Origin of the sequence: Pseudomonas sp. NKUCC02_KPG, from assembly GCF_019345465.1 — a bacterium.
Classification (GTDB): domain Bacteria; phylum Pseudomonadota; class Gammaproteobacteria; order Pseudomonadales; family Pseudomonadaceae; genus Aquipseudomonas.
Genome location: NZ_JAHKRC010000019.1, coordinates 1 through 15,993, shown reverse-complemented (window position 1 = coordinate 15,993; position 15,993 = coordinate 1). Strand labels below are relative to the sequence as shown.

11 protein-coding genes are annotated in these 15,993 nt (G+C 57.3%); 8 read left to right on the top strand and 3 right to left on the bottom strand.

Features of this window, described 5'->3' with window-relative positions:
• Positions 1-166: 166 nt before the first annotated feature.
• Both KO536_RS21455 and KO536_RS21450 read right to left on the bottom strand, forming a co-directional pair.
• Complete coding sequence (locus KO536_RS21455; protein ID WP_219262896.1) at positions 167-424, bottom strand: heme utilization protein; 258 nt, start codon at positions 422-424, stop codon at positions 167-169.
• Positions 425-567: 143 nt separating this feature from the next.
• Positions 568-831 (bottom strand): DUF2790 domain-containing protein, encoded by a 264-nt coding sequence (locus KO536_RS21450; protein WP_133077303.1) that lies wholly within the window; start codon positions 829-831, stop codon positions 568-570.
• A gap of 415 nt (positions 832-1,246) precedes the next feature.
• Between KO536_RS21450 and acs the strand changes: the two genes are divergently transcribed.
• The 7 genes from acs (at position 1,247) to argR (ending at position 9,087) form a co-directional block, all read left to right on the top strand.
• Positions 1,247-3,202, top strand: a complete 1,956-nt coding sequence (gene acs, locus KO536_RS21445) for an acetate--CoA ligase (RefSeq protein WP_133077304.1) — start codon at positions 1,247-1,249, stop codon at positions 3,200-3,202.
• Positions 3,203-3,837: 635 nt separating this feature from the next.
• Positions 3,838-4,611, top strand: coding sequence for an ABC transporter substrate-binding protein (locus KO536_RS21440; RefSeq protein ID WP_133077306.1), 774 nt, complete (start codon positions 3,838-3,840; stop codon positions 4,609-4,611).
• Positions 4,612-4,702: 91 nt separating this feature from the next.
• Positions 4,703-5,392: an ABC transporter permease gene (locus tag KO536_RS21435; protein WP_133077307.1), complete on the top strand. Its 690-nt coding sequence runs from the start codon at positions 4,703-4,705 to the stop codon at positions 5,390-5,392.
• Positions 5,389-6,087 (top strand): ABC transporter permease, encoded by a 699-nt coding sequence (locus KO536_RS21430; RefSeq protein WP_016782124.1) that lies wholly within the window; start codon positions 5,389-5,391, stop codon positions 6,085-6,087. The genes KO536_RS21435 and KO536_RS21430 overlap by 4 nt, the downstream gene beginning before the upstream one ends.
• Positions 6,088-6,090: 3 nt before the next feature.
• Complete coding sequence (locus tag KO536_RS21425) at positions 6,091-7,203, top strand: succinylglutamate desuccinylase/aspartoacylase family protein (RefSeq protein ID WP_219262895.1); 1,113 nt, start codon at positions 6,091-6,093, stop codon at positions 7,201-7,203.
• A 23-nt stretch (positions 7,204-7,226) separates the two neighbouring features.
• Entirely contained in the window at positions 7,227-7,991 is a 765-nt protein-coding gene (locus KO536_RS21420; protein ID WP_019823425.1) for an ABC transporter ATP-binding protein, read from the top strand.
• A gap of 115 nt (positions 7,992-8,106) precedes the next feature.
• Positions 8,107-9,087, top strand: coding sequence for a transcriptional regulator ArgR (argR, locus tag KO536_RS21415; protein ID WP_133077309.1), 981 nt, complete (start codon positions 8,107-8,109; stop codon positions 9,085-9,087).
• Positions 9,088-9,089: 2 nt separating this feature from the next.
• Here argR and KO536_RS21410 read toward each other — a convergent pair whose 3' ends face one another.
• Positions 9,090-14,087 carry an NEL-type E3 ubiquitin ligase domain-containing protein gene (locus KO536_RS21410; protein ID WP_219262894.1) on the bottom strand — a complete coding sequence of 1,666 codons (4,998 nt, stop codon included), beginning with the start codon at positions 14,085-14,087 and terminating at the stop codon, positions 9,090-9,092.
• Between the two features lie 574 nt (positions 14,088-14,661).
• Between KO536_RS21410 and KO536_RS21405 the strand changes: the two genes are divergently transcribed.
• Positions 14,662-15,882, top strand: coding sequence for an aspartate aminotransferase family protein (locus tag KO536_RS21405; RefSeq protein WP_219262893.1), 1,221 nt, complete (start codon positions 14,662-14,664; stop codon positions 15,880-15,882).
• Positions 15,883-15,993 lie beyond the last annotated feature (111 nt).

Below are 15,993 nucleotides of genomic sequence, written 5' to 3'. Positions count from 1 at the left end.
CTGGGCTTAAGGAAGGCTGGGGCTGGGCGAGGGTTTACAGGAGCAGAAGTTTTTTTGTCATGGGGCCAAGAGGTCGAATGACCTGTGGCTAGAGGGGGAATGAGTCGGGTTTTGGTGCGAGGCAGGATCAAGCCCGGCCGAAACCGGGCGTTAAGTCGATGCGGTGTCAGCTGAGGCGATGGCCGTTGGTACGGTCATAACCATCTTCGGCAAAACCTGCCGAGCGGGTGTTGTCATAGCCATCTTCGGCAAAGCTGGCCGAGCGTGTGCTGTCGTAACCGTCTTCTGCAAAGCTGGCCGAGCGTGTGCTGTTGTAGCCGTCTTCTGTAAAGCTGGCTGCGTGAGTGCGGTCATAACCGTCAGCGGCAAACGCTGCGCTGGCCAGAACTGACAAACTAAAAGCCACTATCAAGGAGCGTTTCATTTAATAATTCCCGTGCGATACAGGCGCAGGCGCACAACTGTTCAAGGGCGATATAAGTTGCGTTGAAAGTTGCAATTAAGTGCCGCGAGGGATCGCTTATATAAGTAAGTTGATTAACGCTTTAATAAACCGGGTGCGATGAATCAGCCGTTGGAACAACCGTTACCCATCACGCGGTATTCGAGGGTGTGCTGCATGCCCTGGGAGTCTTCGTAGACCATTTGCGCCGGTACGACTTCGCAGACGCTGGGGATTTCGCTCATGGAAATCACTTTGGCAATGTCCAGTTCGGAAGAGTAGGAATACTGTTCAACGGCAGGTTGCTGGTGCGTAGCCTGTGTGCTTGTTTCATCCGCCATGGCGGTTAAACACACACTGCTCAGAGCCAGAACTAACAACGCTTTCATTTCGAAATTACCTGTTTTAGGTCGAGTGGGGTCACACAGCCCTTATGAGGCTGTGTGTGAAACTGAGTGATGAAGAGCGACTAAACTTGCCTTCGTGGGGGCTGTAACTTGGGTTAATCGCGGTGCCTTGGTTGGCGAGATGAATTTTAGGCCTGCGCCGCACGGGCATATAGAGGGGGTTTTGATAAAGACTGTTGACAGTTTCTGCAACAATCGTCGAAAACAGGGTTGGTTTTGGACGTTTGCAAGGTGGGCACCCAGCCGTAACGGGCTGTAAGTACTGTGCTTGAGCCTTGCGCAGGAAAACCATAGTTTTTTTGCGTGTTTCTTACTACCAACGTCGAATGGATCTCACGGCTTGGCCCGGCTAAAACAGGGTCATAAAACAACAACTACAAGCATTGAGGTATGAAACATGAGTGCCGCTTCCCTGTATCCCGTACGCCCTGAAGTCGCTGCCAACACGCTGACTGACGAGGCGACCTACAAGGCGATGTACCAGCAGTCCGTCGTCAACCCGGATGGCTTCTGGCGCGAACAAGCAAAGCGTCTCGACTGGATCAAGCCTTTTACTACCGTCAAGCAGACGTCCTTCGACGACCATCATGTCGACATCAAATGGTTTGCAGATGGCACGCTCAACGTTTCCTACAACTGCCTGGATCGCCACCTTGCCGAGCGCGGCGATCAGGTCGCTATCATCTGGGAAGGGGATGACCCTTCCGAACAGCGCAACATCACCTACCGCGAACTGCACGAAGAAGTGTGCAAGCTGGCCAACGCCCTGCGCGGTCAGGATGTGCACCGTGGTGATGTCGTTACTATCTATATGCCGATGGTGCCTGAAGCCGTAGTCGCCATGCTGGCCTGTACCCGGATCGGCGCGATTCACTCCGTGGTGTTTGGTGGTTTCTCGCCTGAGGCACTGGCCGGACGGATCATCGATTGCAAATCCAAGGTGGTCATTACCGCTGACGAAGGTCTGCGTGGTGGCAAGCGCACAGCGCTCAAGGCCAATGTCGATGTGGCATTGACCAACCCGGACACTTCCAGTGTGCAGAAGATCATTGTGTTCAAGCGTACCGGTGGCGACATCGCCTGGTACAAGCACCGTGACATCTGGTACCACGACTTGATGGCCGTTGCTTCGAAGCACTGCGCTCCGAAAGAAATGGGGGCCGAAGAAGCCCTGTTCATCCTGTATACCTCTGGCTCAACCGGCAAGCCCAAGGGCGTTCAGCACACCACGGGCGGCTATCTGCTCTATGCGGCACTGACCCACGAGCGCGTGTTCGATTACCGTCCTGGCGAGATTTACTGGTGCACGGCCGATGTGGGCTGGGTGACCGGTCACACCTATATTGTCTACGGGCCGTTGGCCAATGGCGCGACCACCCTGTTGTTTGAAGGTGTGCCGAACTATCCGGACATCACCCGCGTGTCGAAAATTGTCGACAAGCACAAGGTCAACATTCTCTACACCGCGCCAACCGCCATTCGCGCCATGATGGCTGAAGGTCAGGCTGCGGTTAAGGATGCCGATGGCTCCAGCTTGCGTTTGCTGGGTTCGGTGGGCGAACCGATTAACCCTGAGGCCTGGAACTGGTACTACACAACCGTGGGCAAGGAGCGTTGCCCGATCGTGGATACCTGGTGGCAGACCGAGACTGGTGCTTGCATGATGAGCCCGCTGCCGGGGGCGCACGCACTCAAGCCTGGCTCTGCGGCGCGTCCGTTCTTCGGCGTGGTGCCGGGGCTGGTGGATAACCTGGGTAACCTTATAGAAGGGGCTGCCGAAGGCAACCTGGTGATTCTGGATTCGTGGCCGGGGCAGGCGCGGACCCTGTATGGCGATCACGACCGTTTCGTCGATACCTACTTCAAGACCTTCCGTGGCATGTACTTCACCGGTGACGGCGCGCGTCGCGATGAGGATGGCTACTACTGGATCACGGGTCGCGTGGATGACGTGCTCAACGTGTCCGGCCACCGGATGGGTACCGCCGAAATCGAAAGCGCGATGGTGGCGCACCCTAAAGTTGCCGAGGCCGCAGTTGTCGGCGTGCCGCATGACATCAAGGGGCAGGGGATCTATGTCTACGTCACGCTCAATGGTGGCGAAGAGCCGAGTGAAGCGCTGCGCCTTGAGTTGAAAAACTGGGTGCGCAAGGAGATCGGCCCGATCGCCTCGCCGGATGTCATCCAGTGGGCACCGGGGCTGCCGAAAACCCGCTCGGGCAAAATCATGCGCCGCATTTTGCGCAAGATTGCCACCGGTGAATACGATGGTCTGGGTGATATCTCTACCCTGGCTGACCCGGGTGTGGTGCAGCACTTGATTGAAACCCACAAAGGCATGAAAGTCGCATAACACGTGCTGAGTGTCATCGAGCCCCGTCCGGCGTTGCCTGGCGGGGCTTTTTTATGGTGGCCTGGAATCTGCAGTGGGAGCGGGCTTGCTCGCGATGGCAGCAGTTCGGTTTGTCTGGCACACCGCATCGCCTGTATCGCGAGCAAGCCCGCTCCCACAGGGGCATTTAGGGCCAGTAAGACGGTTGCTCCTGTAGGTGTAGGCCCTCAGTGTTACCGAATGTGTAACCGGCTGCTCCAAGGTGGGGCTTTGCGATACCCAAAGCACTGATTTAGAGCCCTTTTCAGCCCGTCATAAAATAAGATGAAACGCTACACTTGCCGGAATAGAAGGGTTTGCGAATAATAGGCCCGCTATTTGCAACTCATATAGGTTCTACATCTTTTGCTCTTGCATTATTTTGGAGAGCTGTCAATGCCTATGGTCGCCTTTTTCGGTGCATCTGTAATTAGTTGTCGCATTGAAGAAATTACGGCTTGAAGCCTGTCGTTAGAATGCCGATCACTCGCTCGTCGTTGTTGTGCTGATCCCAGTGCAACGCCAGTAGGACGTGGCGCCGCATTCCCGGTTTAACCTCCGCATATTGGGCCTAGGCTCACTCTGCATTTATTGCCCTTTACCGATGGAGTCCTAAGATGAAGAAACTCGTGCTTCTTGGCGCCCTGGCACTGTCCGTGCTGTCCCTGCAGGCTTTTGCTGCTGATAAACCTCTGAAGATTGGTATTGAAGCGGCGTACCCTCCGTTCGCCTCCAAGGCCCCGGATGGCAGTATCGTGGGTTTTGACTACGACATCGGTAATGCTCTGTGCGAGCAGATGCAGGTCAAGTGTGTGTGGGTCGAACAAGAATTCGACGGTCTGATCCCTGCGCTGAAAGTGCGCAAGATCGATGCCATCCTGTCCTCGATGTCGATTACCGAAGACCGCAAAAAGTCGGTTGATTTCACCAACAAGTACTACCTCACTCCGGCACGTCTGGTGATGAAGGAAGGCACTGTGGTCGGCGATAACCTTGAAGAGCTCAAGGGCAAGAAAATCGGCGTACAGCGCGGTTCGATCCACGACCGTTTCGCCAAGGAAGTTCTGGCGCCTAAAGGTGCAACCGTTGTTCCTTACGGTTCGCAGAACGAAATCTATCTGGACGTTGAAGCGGGCCGCCTTGATGGCACCGTTGCAGACGCCACCCTGCTCGAAGACGGTTTCCTGAAAACCCCGGCGGGTAAAGGCTATGCATTTGCGGGTCCGGCATTCACCGACGTCAAATATTTTGGTGACGGCGTAGGTATCGCAGTGCGCAAGGGCGATGCCCTCAAAGACAAGATCAACACTGCAATTACCGCTATCCGTGAAAACGGCAAGTACAAGCAAATCCAGGACAAATACTTCAACTTCGATATTTACGGTCAGTAATACATCGCAGCGGTAAGTCCGAAATGGCGCAAGCAACAGATTCTCTGAAGTTTGCGCCATTTTTTCATCCCCATTTCTGAGGACCTGAATCATGTTGAAAGGCTACGGGGCTGTCATCCTCGATGGCGCTTGGCTGACGCTTCAGCTCGCCTTGTCGTCCATGGCCCTGGCCATTGTTCTAGGTCTGATCGGTGTTTCGTTACGCTTGTCGCCGGTACGCTGGCTGGCCTGGATGGGCGATCTGTATTCGACGGTAATCCGCGGGATTCCCGATCTGGTGCTGATTTTGCTGATTTTTTACGGTGGCCAGGATTTGCTCAATCGCGTGGCGCCGATGCTGGGCTACGACGACTATATCGACTTGAATCCGCTGGCGGCCGGTATCGGCACCCTGGGCTTCATTTTCGGTGCCTACCTGTCCGAAACCTTTCGTGGTGCGTTCATGGCCATCCCCAAGGGGCAGGCTGAGGCCGGCATGGCGTATGGCATGAGTTCGTTTCAGGTGTTTTTCCGGGTATTGGTGCCGCAGATGATTCGCCTGGCGATTCCGGGCTTTACCAATAACTGGCTGGTATTGACCAAAGCCACGGCCCTGATTTCGGTGGTCGGCTTGCAAGACATGATGTTCAAGGCCAAGCAGGCGGCTGATGCCACCCGCGAGCCGTTCACCTTCTTCCTGGCCGTAGCAGCGATGTATCTGGTGTTGACCAGTGTTTCGCTGCTGGCGTTGCGACAACTTGAGAAGCGCTACTCGGTAGGCGTAAGGGCGGCTGAGCTATGATCTTTGACTACAACGTCATCTGGGCCAGCATGCCGCTGTACTTGAGCGGGTTGCTGGAAACCGTGAAATTGCTGGGCATTTCACTCTTTTTCGGTCTGCTCGCAGCAGTGCCACTGGGGCTGATGCGGGTTTCCAAGCAGGCGTGGGTCAACTTCCCGGCCTGGCTGTTTACCTACGTGATTCGCGGCACGCCGATGCTGGTACAGCTGTTTTTGATCTACTACGGCCTGGCCCAATTCGAAGTCATTCGTGACAGCTTCATGTGGCCACTGCTGTCCAGCGCAACCTTCTGCGCATGCCTGGCGTTTGCTATCAACACCAGCGCCTATACTGCAGAAATCATTGCCGGTAGCCTCAGGGCCACGCCTAATGGCGAGATTGAGGCGGCCAAGGCCATGGGGATGTCGCGGTCCAAAATGTACCGCCGTATTTTGCTGCCGTCGGCCATGCGCCGGGCGCTGCCGCAATACAGCAACGAAGTGATCATGATGTTGCAGACCACCAGTCTGGCCTCCATCGTGACCCTCATCGACATTACGGGCGCTGCACGTACCGTCAATGCGCAGTACTACTTGCCGTTTGAGGCCTACATCACGGCAGGTGCTTTCTACCTGTGCCTGACCTTCATTCTGGTGCGCCTGTTCAAACTGGCCGAGCGCCGCTGGCTGGGCTACATGGCCCCGCGCAAGGCCTGACCCATGGAACGTATTGATCACGTGTTGCCGTGGAGTACCCTGGGTTCTGAGCGCCACTTGACGGTGTTTCGTTTCGGTGCAGGTGAGCGCAAGGCCTATATCCAGGCCAGCTTGCATGCCGACGAACTGCCGGGCATGCGGTGTGCCTGGGAGCTGAAGAAACGTCTGGCCGAGCTTGAAGCACAAGGCGCCTTGAACGGTGTGATCGAGCTGGTGCCCGTGGCCAATCCCCTGGGGCTTGGCCAATTGCTGCAGGGCAGCCATCAGGGGCGCTTTGAGTTTGGCAGCGGCAAGAATTTCAACCGTGATTTCGTTGAGTTGAGCGAGCCGGTAGCGCAGAGACTGGCCGGGTGCCTGGGGGATGACCCCCACGCCAACACCCGACTGATCCGTCAGGCGATGATGGATGTATTGTCTGAACTGCCCCCTGCGACCAGTCAGTTGCAAGGTATGCAGCGTGTGTTGCTCAGCTATGCCTGCAGTGCTGACATTGTGCTCGACTTGCATTGCGAGACCGACGCCGCACTGCACATGTACGCCTTGCCTCAGCATTGGCCGCAGTGGCGTTCTCTGGCTGCGCAGCTGGATGTGCGTGTAGGGCTGTTGGCCGAAGATTCGGGCGGCAGTTCCTTCGATGAAGCCTGTTCGGTGCCCTGGTTGCGGTTGCAGCGCCAGTTCAGCGACGCGCAGATCCCTTTGGCTTGCATGTCGACCACGCTGGAGCTGGGAGGGCAGGCCGACACCGGACGCCCAGAGGCCGAAGCTTATGCCGAGGGCATTCTGGCGTTTCTGGCCGAGCAGGGGCTGATCACGGGCCAATGGCCTGCTGCGCAGTATGAAACGTGCGAAGGGATGCCGTTTGAAGGCACTGAGCTGTTATTTGCGCCGCACCCCGGTGTGGTGAGTTTTTTACGACCGGTGGGCGCCTGGGTAGAAACTGGCGAGCCGCTGTTCGAAGTGATTGATCCTTTATCTGACCGGGTCAGTACGGTATGCGCAGGCACCTCCGGCGTGTTATTTGCCGTTGAGCGACTGCGTTATGCCCAACCCGGTTTCTGGCTGGCTAAAGTGGCGGGGCGCGAGCCTTTGCGCCACGGGCGCTTGCTCAACGACTGACTGTTTTTGTGAGAACCGACAGCATGTACAAACTTGAAGTCCAAGACCTGCATAAACGCTATGGCAGTCATGAAGTGCTCAAAGGCGTTTCACTGGCCGCCAAGGCAGGCGATGTGATCAGCATCATCGGCTCCAGTGGCTCCGGCAAAAGTACCTTTTTGCGTTGCATCAACCTGCTCGAGCAGCCCCATGCCGGCAAGATCCTGCTCAATGGCGAAGAGCTCAAGCTGATTGCCAACAAGGACGGCGCTCTCAAGGCCGCTGATCCCAAGCAGCTGCAGCGCATGCGCTCGCGTTTGTCGATGGTGTTTCAGCATTTCAACCTGTGGTCGCACATGACCGCACTGGAAAACATCATGGAAGCGCCGGTGCATGTGCTGGGGATGACCAAATCCGAAGCCCGTGAAAAAGCCGAGCACTACCTCAACAAGGTAGGTGTGTCCCATCGCAAGGATGCCTACCCGGGGCATATGTCCGGCGGTGAGCAGCAGCGTGTGGCGATTGCCCGCGCACTGGCGATGGAGCCTGAGGTCATGCTGTTTGATGAGCCGACCTCGGCCCTCGACCCGGAGCTTGTGGGTGATGTGCTGAAGGTGATGCAGGACCTGGCTCTGGAAGGCCGGACCATGGTGGTAGTGACCCACGAAATGGGCTTTGCCCGTGAAGTGTCGAACCAGTTGGTATTCCTGCACAAAGGTATTGTTGAGGAAAGCGGCAACCCCCGTGAAGTGCTGGTTAATCCACAGTGTGAGCGGTTGCAGCAGTTTCTGTCGGGCAGCTTGAAGTAACTGCAATTTTAAGACTGCCTCTGTGCACCAAAATAGGTCATGCTCCGCATCCAGCGCAGTTGGCTTAGGTCAGGTGCACATGTTTTATTCCCGTTTTCGTTCCGGATAGCACGCTATGACCGCCCATCGAATTGGTTTCCTCATTTGGCCCAGCACCAAAGCCTTGACCCTGGCGCTGGCCGAGGAAGCGTTGCGTGTTGCTCAGCGCGTGCATCCTGAAGTCGTCTACGAGTTGTTGTTCCTGCAGGCAGAACCTGCGCCCGAGGGCGCCTGGAAATTGCCCGGCGAGCCCTGGAACGGCAAGCTTGAAGGCTGCCAAAAGCTGTTCCTGTTGGCTGATGAGCCCCCGACCACCCTGGCTCCGGCCTTGAGCAGTGCGCTCAAGCAACTGGTGCGGGCAGGGTGTGTGATTGGCGGGCTGTCGGCCGGGGTGTATCCGCTGGCGCAATTAGGTTTGCTTGATGGTTATCGTGCTGCAGTGCATTGGCGCTGGCAGGACGATTTTGCCGAGCGTTTCCCCAAGGTGATTGCCACCAGTCACTTGTTTGACTGGGACCGTGATCGTCTGAGCGCCTGTGGCGGGTTGTCGGTGCTCGATTTGTTGCTGGCTGTTCTGGCTCGCGATCACGGGGCTGAACTGGCCGGTGCGGTGTCCGAAGAGCTGGTGGTGGAGCGCATCCGCGAAGGTGGCGAGCGCCAGCGTATTCCGCTGCAAAACCGTCTTGGCTCCAGCCATCCCAAGCTGACCCAGGCCGTGTTGCTGATGGAGGCCAACATCGAAGAACCCCTGACCACCGACGAAATCGCCCAGCATGTGTGCGTATCCCGTCGGCAGTTGGAGCGGATTTTCAAGCAATACCTCAACCGCGTGCCTAGCCAGTATTACCTGGAACTGCGCCTGAACAAGGCTCGGCAAATGCTGATGCAAACCAGCAAGTCGATTATCCAGATCGGCTTGTCCTGCGGCTTTTCATCGGGGCCGCATTTCTCCAGTGCGTATCGCAACTTCTTTGGCGCGACACCCCGTGAAGACCGCAATCAGCGCCGAAGCAGCAGCCCGTTCGAGTTGTCTTCGGCTCCTGCCGAGCGTGGCTGAAGTCAGAGCCGCTTGGCCTGGGCAAGGGCGATGCGGGTCATATTCCGGCTTACTTCCAGGCGCTCATCGGCGAGTTGCAGGTAAATCCGGTTATACAGGCTGTCGCTGAGGGGCTCTTGGGTCAGCACTTCAGCTTCAGTGACCTTCAGTTTTGCGGCTATTTCTACCAGCGAAGCTCTCAACACCGGATCGCGATTTTGCAGTTGCTCCTGTGACTTGATCCAGGCGTTTTGTAGTTCCAGCAACTGGTTTAGCCAGTCCACGCGCTCGTCGAATATCCGTGCGTTGTCTTCAAGCGGTCCCGGATAGGTTTTGTTCAAGTATGTTTCCCAGAACGGCGCTTCTGCCAGGATCTGGTTAACCAGGCCATCACCTTTTTCGCCCTCCTTGATCAGGTTGTAGGCCCGCGTAAATTCTGCGTTCCCCACCCCTGCGGTGAGGCGGTACACCATGTAATTGGGCACCCAGGGCAGTTCGAGGCTGGAGCTCAGGCGAGCCTGATAGCCGGTGTGTACTTCGACCTCATCCACGGTGCCGGGTACACCATCGATGACTTCAGAGCTGAACCTCAAGCCCAGGCCGCCCTCGCTGACAGGCTTTACTCGCTGAGCGACATCAGCGCGGGCGATATCATGGATTTTCGCCAGCCGGGCCTTGCCCCGTGCCAGGGTGATGAGGTTGTTTTTCAGTTCCCTGGCAGGGGTTGCTGCTTCGTAGTATTCGTAGGCCATGACCTCAAGGCCCATCGCATTGAAAATCTGTGCCCCGGCATCCGCGCAATGTGTGGGGGCGCTGGCAAGGGTGAAGAGTTTTTCGCGCATAAGGGTATCGTTATGGGCGGCATCGATCAGTCGCCACACTTTGCTGGCCAGATCCTCCCAAGCTTCTTCATAGTTGATCCTGTCACTTTCGGTCTCAAATACCTCTGGCTGGACTTCCATTCTGGAAATGACTTCAAAAAAGCCCTGGGATCCGTGCTCTTTTTCGACGTTATCCCAGCTGCTTTGCATCGAGGCCTGTTCAGCGGGTGTGCCGTCGAGCCAAAACTTGCTGCCTTCCAGGCCTCGTGGCGGGTAGGTGCGATGGGGGTCAAGGCCTTGTGCCTGACGGTACCGGATAATCCGGTCCTGGTTGTCCAGATCGAGTTTTTGTCGCTCCAGACGGGTATTGGCGACCACCCAGGACTCTGCGGACTCGGGCAAGTAATCAGGCACTGTTGCTATCTCGTTACCCAGCAGACTCAAATTGAAGGTTCGGGGCCTGCCCACTGAAAGAAGGCCTTCTGGCCACTGGGTGATACCGGTTCTGTTCAGGGTCAATGTCAGGAGCTCAGGCATTTGGCCAATGGCCGGAGGTTGTCCAAGGGGATTGTTACTCAGGTCCAGATGCAAAAGCCGCGTCAGGCCATTGAGACGATCCTGTGCCTCGCGGGTCATCACCAGCTTGTTGTTGGGGAGTGTCAATTGCCTGAGTCGGCGCAGCCTGGTCAGGGCTGGTGGAAAGCGTTCCAGCTGATTGGACGCCAGAGAAAGCACCCGCAGGTTCGGAAAGTGATTCAGGAACTCTTCACTGGAGGACGACAACTGGCAATCATCGAGAAACAGCCCGGCGACATGACGCAAGGGGCTGCTCAAGTTCAGGCTGTCGAGTTCGATAGCGCCCAGCTCGGCGTGGCTAAAGTCGAGCACTGCACGTATCTCGATTCTGCCGGCCTTATTGATGTGTGGTTTATCTGCCGTGTGCCATGAGTCCTTGATCCTGGCACTGACATATTTGCGGGTTTCGTGAATTTCGAGGCCGTTGGTGTCTGATGCTGAGCTGGCGCGGGGCGACTGTACCCACTCATCCAGTTCGCGAAACAACAGGTTTTTTTCATCCATAAGAACATTGAGCTGGGTCAACGCCTGTTCGGTGTTGATGCGTGCGGTTATCAGCCCGATTTCGGCCTCATCGCGCATCGGGTAAAGCGCTCTGACCTGGTTTTTCAGGGGGCTGGACGGGGAGTTGGGATCTATATGGCTGCTGCCGATGCCGCGCAGTAGCGTTTCAGTCTCCAGGGTCACGGAGCGATTGGCATTACCAAACTCCAGGGCGGTTCGCACCTGATTGTTGAGCTGGTATTTTTCGATGAGCCATTGCTTGAAGTTTTGCCCAGGCTTGAGGTGTGATCTCACGTGTTCAAGGCTGGTCTCGGGCAGTGATTTCTGAAGGGCGCTGTAGAAGCCCGAGGCCGGGTGGAGCAAAGCCCCATGCTCATCATAAACTTCGTACTTGCCCGGCCCCAGCCGCACGATGACTCGTGACTGACTGGCCCCCTCCGGGTGATGGGCATGGCGCAAAGCCCCGTCCACGACTGATTCACGAACATCGAGCTTAAGGTCGCTGATGGCGTCGGTGTGCATTCTCAGCGTGTTAATGGCGGCTTTCTCGGCGTCGGGGCTGACCAGGTCTTCTTCAAACAGCCCCTCCTGTGCGTGGGCGATCCTTGTCTGGAATTGCAGCTCCGTGGCCAGGTTCCTGATCCGTAGCGGCAGGTTATGACCCATCAGCAAGTCTTTCTTTTCAAGGGTGCTGGCGGTATCGAGCATGGCCTGGGTCGCGGGGGCGGGAAGCTGCGCAAAGGCGGTTTCAATCAAGCGGGCCTGGGGGCTATGTGTGAGTCGCTCTTTGGCGTAGGTGTGGTTGAAAATATCTTCCCGGCGCTGATAGGCGTAATCGGCCACTTTGGCGTGGAGTGCTTTCACGGCATCCGCCTTGACGGTCTCGGGGCCCAGCAATGCGTTGAGCTGGCTTGAGTCGAGGCTGTCGACAATCAGTGGCCAAAGCTGTCCCTGCTTGACCTCGCCCTGGGATATTTTCAACGTGTCTTCAGGCAGGGCGTGACGGTTGCCGTACACATGGGGCTGGCCGGACAGTGTTTGATCCGAGTAGATGGCCAGTGCCTTTTCCTCAGGCCAGCCTTGCAACTCGGTTGGCAGGCTTTCAAGCCAGTTGCTCTTCTCTGACGTGGTCAGGCCCTGGCGCACATGCTCAATATCCTTGATGTTTTGTTTGTGCAGCTTCAAGCGCGTCAGGCTGTCTTTGAGCAAGGGCGGGATCTTCTCGCTGTTCATGTGTACCCGGCGCAAGACCCCATTGGAGGTCGCACTGACACGTCGCAGGTTTTGCAGTTCCGTGTCGCTGAGTCCGTCCGTTGCATGCCCCAGTCGCCGCATCAAGGTGGCATCCTCCCAGGTCTGCGGGCGCTCGCCCTCCATCAGCCAGGCCCCTTCGCCGTTATGCAGGATTTTGGGCCGGTACGCGTGCGGGCGAGAGGGGTGGCGCAGGGTGAACTGTTGCGCGCCTTCGGCTTTCTCAAGTACCAGAGTGTGCTCAGCCAGGGCGGTGCTGTTGAGTGTCAGCAGCATTTGATCGTTGTGGTGCCGCAGGCCCAGTTCGTCAGTGACTACGCTGTCGGGCACATTCAACTCATGGTTGTAGACGCTGATGTCAGGATTCCATAGGCGGGTGTTGCCGTCGCTGCCCGTCACGGGTGTCATGCCCTCTACGAAGGCTGACGATTTTGGCAGCAGGTCACTGACGATGTGTCCTCCCGCGGCAAACAGCCCTGCCTGTACTGTGCTTTCCAGCACTGCTATCAAATGCTCGAAGGCCTCGGTTGTCTGGCCTTCCACCCAGTCGTGCACGCCCTCATAGACGTCATCCAGCAGTTGATAGGCCATTTGTAGCAGCATCAACTCGCCGACCACCGGCACAAACGGGGCGATGACAAAGGCTGCCGCATTGAACAGGGCCAGGCCGATGCGCTTCCAGCGCTCCAGTCGATCCTGGCGGGTCTTGCGGTCTTCTGCGTCGGTAGAGACGGCAATGCTCTTGGCGTCACTGAATATCCTGGCCAGCTTTCTGCTGTAGAGGGTTTCCCACAGGTCTTCAGTGATCGGCTCAATCGAACAATCGAGCAGGGGGTTGTCGATCGGGATCAGGGATTGTCCGACCCCGAAGTCGCGGTCTTCCAGGTCGGGGGCATTGGGGGCGTCGGTGATGATGTGGAAGTAGGTTCTTTTCAATGCTGAAAAGTACGTCGCCAGATGCTCGTGAGGGATGAAGCGACTGAAGAAATGCTGGTAGTCGTCAGCGCTCAGGCGTGCGGTCAGGTGCTCAACAAAGCGGCCAATGGATGAGTATTCCTTTATCGGGTGCAGCGGATCGTGGGGGAGGTAAACCACAATGGAACGCTGATCCTCGGGAATGAAGATGACCGGTCCCTCTGCCGCCAATGCGCACACCGAGAGGCTGTAGGTCAGCCACTTGTCGCTCGTGCCGCTCATAAAGCCATTCAAAGACTCGTACAGGGGCGCGTGCATTTGCCGGGTGAGAACCCCATGGAGCAGGTCAGCCTTTAGATCGGCCTGATGGCATTCGCCCAGGGTGGTTTTTAGCCGTAATTGCCTGGCACGGTCATTGAGCCCCAGATGGGTTCTCAAATGAGCGTCATAGCGGGCGCCAAGGTTGAGTGCGCGGCAGAGGGCGGTGAAGGCCAGTACCGGCATTTTTTCGGTGATATCGTCCCTGAGTTTGTAATGACCCAGCTCGTCGGGGCGAGTGATATAGCCGGAGTCAGGCTCGTAGGCATAGGGCAAGGTTTCATGCAGTTCAAAGTTGTGCAGGGCGGCGTCCAGTAGCGACACGCGCCACGTTGTAGCACCGCTGTCCCGAAGGCCGATCACTGGCAGGTAGGTAGGGATGTAAAGGTTGATGTAGGTCTGGTTGACGTCCAGGTCCAGGCCGTGGCGTTGCTTGATCAGTCGCTTGAGCAACGGTTCGGCAAAGGCGCGCACATCGAGGATGTGCTCAAGTTGCTGGTTCACAGCGCCGTGCGCGGCCCAGCGCTCGGTCAGTGTGTTTTTGAAGGTGCGGTTTTGAGTGGCGGTGAGGGCTGCAAGGGAGCGGTGCAGGGTTGGTTTGATTGTTTTCAGGCGCTGCAAATCGGGGTTTTTCAAGTGCTCTGCCCAGCTCGGAAGGGCCTTGCTCACATGGGTGAAGTGAGGGCTGTAGTGAAACAGCTGTTCGGGGGGGCGGCGGGGTTTCGGGAATGCTGCTCATGATGAGTCCATTTTCAGAGAGTGGAACAAGAGGGTGCGCATTAGCCTGGCGTCGTTGCCCAGGCCCTGGCCCAAGTCGACACCTTGCAATTGCCTCGAAGAATGGCCATCAAGATCGGCCAGCCCGGGACTGAAAAAAAGCGCAAATACCTGCTCAACCCACTGGGGTTCCGATCAATAAACAGCGTTCAGCCGATACACATTTGGCACCCGAAAGCGGTCCGCCTAAGCCGCTCTGGAAACGCTCACGCTTTTCGCGCAAACAAAACGCCAGAGTGCTGCCGTAAAAGTGCCTCAGCGTTTAAACTGCGCCTTTGTGACGGAATATGTCGCATTGTCGTAATGCCTTGGAAAATCATGGTTGGGCGCTATAAGAAGTTGTCGCTTGGCGACAAGGCGTGCCCCCCGTGTGTCCCTACAATCCTCCCATCGCTCGCCAGTTTAGGCAGGCGTTCCTCTTCAGGAGACTCCGATGTCCGTTGAGCAAGCCCCGGTGCAACGCGCCGATTTCGATCAGGTCATGGTTCCCAACTACGCGCCTGCAGCCTTTATTCCTGTGCGCGGCGCCGGTTCCCGAGTGTGGGACCAGGCCGGTCGTGAACTGATCGACTTCGCTGGCGGCATTGCCGTTAACGTGTTGGGGCATGCGCATCCGGCACTGGTCGGCGCGCTGACCGAGCAGGCCAATACCCTGTGGCACGTATCCAACGTTTTCACCAACGAGCCGGCGCTGCGCCTGGCCAAAAAGCTGGTGGACTCGACCTTTGCCGAGCGTGTGTTCTTCTGTAACTCCGGTGCCGAAGCCAACGAAGCCGCCTTCAAGCTGGCCCGTCGTGTGGCCTTTGATCGGTTCGGCAGCGAGAAGTACGAAATCATCGCCGCACTCAACAGCTTCCACGGTCGTACGCTGTTTACCGTGAACGTCGGCGGGCAGTCGAAGTACTCCGACGGCTTCGGTCCGAAAATCACCGGCATTACCCACATTCCGTTCAACGATCTTGACGCACTCAAAGCGGCCATTTCGGACAAGACCTGCGCGGTGGTACTGGAGCCGATTCAAGGTGAAGGCGGCGTGCTGCCAGCCGAGCAGGCTTACCTGCAAGGCGCCCGCGAGCTGTGCGACGAGCACAACGCGCTGCTGGTGTTCGACGAAGTGCAGACCGGCATGGGCCGTACCGGCCAGCTGTTTGCCTACATGCATTACGGCGTGACCCCGGACATCCTGACCAGCGCCAAGAGCCTGGGCGGCGGTTTCCCGATCGCAGCCATGCTGACCACCGAAGCACTGGCCAAGCATCTGGTTGTCGGCACCCACGGCACCACCTACGGCGGCAACCCGCTGGCATGCGCGGTGGGCAATGCGGTGATTGATGTGATCAACACCCCTGAAGTGCTGGCTGGCGTCAAAACCAAACACGATCAGTTCAAAACCCGTCTTGAGCAGATCGGCCAGCAATACGGCCTGTTCACTGAAGTGCGTGGCATGGGCCTGTTGATCGGCTGCGTGTTGAACGATGCCTGGAAAGGCCGCGCCAAAGACATTTTTAACGCCTGCGAAAAAGAAAACCTGATGATTTTGCAGGCTGGCCCCGACGTGGTGCGCTTTGCGCCAAGCCTGGTGGTAGAAGAAGCCGATATCGAAGAGGGCCTGAACCGCTTCGAACGCGCCGTAAAGAATCTGACGCAAGCCTGAGTGTGACCTCGACGCCCGGCTTGCCGGGCGTCGAACCGAATTAATGTGGGAGCGGGCTTGCTCGCGATGGCAGCACCGCGGTCTGTCTGCACAACCGCGCTGATGCCATCG

Coding starts and splice junctions, on each gene's coding strand:
- KO536_RS21455 (WP_219262896.1), bottom strand. CDS start 424: ATGAAACGCTCCTTGATAGTGGCTTTTAGTTTGTCAGTTCTGGCCAGC.
- KO536_RS21450 (WP_133077303.1), bottom strand. CDS start 831: ATGAAAGCGTTGTTAGTTCTGGCTCTGAGCAGTGTGTGTTTAACCGCC.
- acs (WP_133077304.1), top strand. CDS start 1,247: ATGAGTGCCGCTTCCCTGTATCCCGTACGCCCTGAAGTCGCTGCCAAC.
- KO536_RS21440 (WP_133077306.1), top strand. CDS start 3,838: ATGAAGAAACTCGTGCTTCTTGGCGCCCTGGCACTGTCCGTGCTGTCC.
- KO536_RS21435 (WP_133077307.1), top strand. CDS start 4,703: ATGTTGAAAGGCTACGGGGCTGTCATCCTCGATGGCGCTTGGCTGACG.
- KO536_RS21430 (WP_016782124.1), top strand. CDS start 5,389: ATGATCTTTGACTACAACGTCATCTGGGCCAGCATGCCGCTGTACTTG.
- KO536_RS21425 (WP_219262895.1), top strand. CDS start 6,091: ATGGAACGTATTGATCACGTGTTGCCGTGGAGTACCCTGGGTTCTGAG.
- KO536_RS21420 (WP_019823425.1), top strand. CDS start 7,227: ATGTACAAACTTGAAGTCCAAGACCTGCATAAACGCTATGGCAGTCAT.
- argR (WP_133077309.1), top strand. CDS start 8,107: ATGACCGCCCATCGAATTGGTTTCCTCATTTGGCCCAGCACCAAAGCC.
- KO536_RS21405 (WP_219262893.1), top strand. CDS start 14,662: ATGTCCGTTGAGCAAGCCCCGGTGCAACGCGCCGATTTCGATCAGGTC.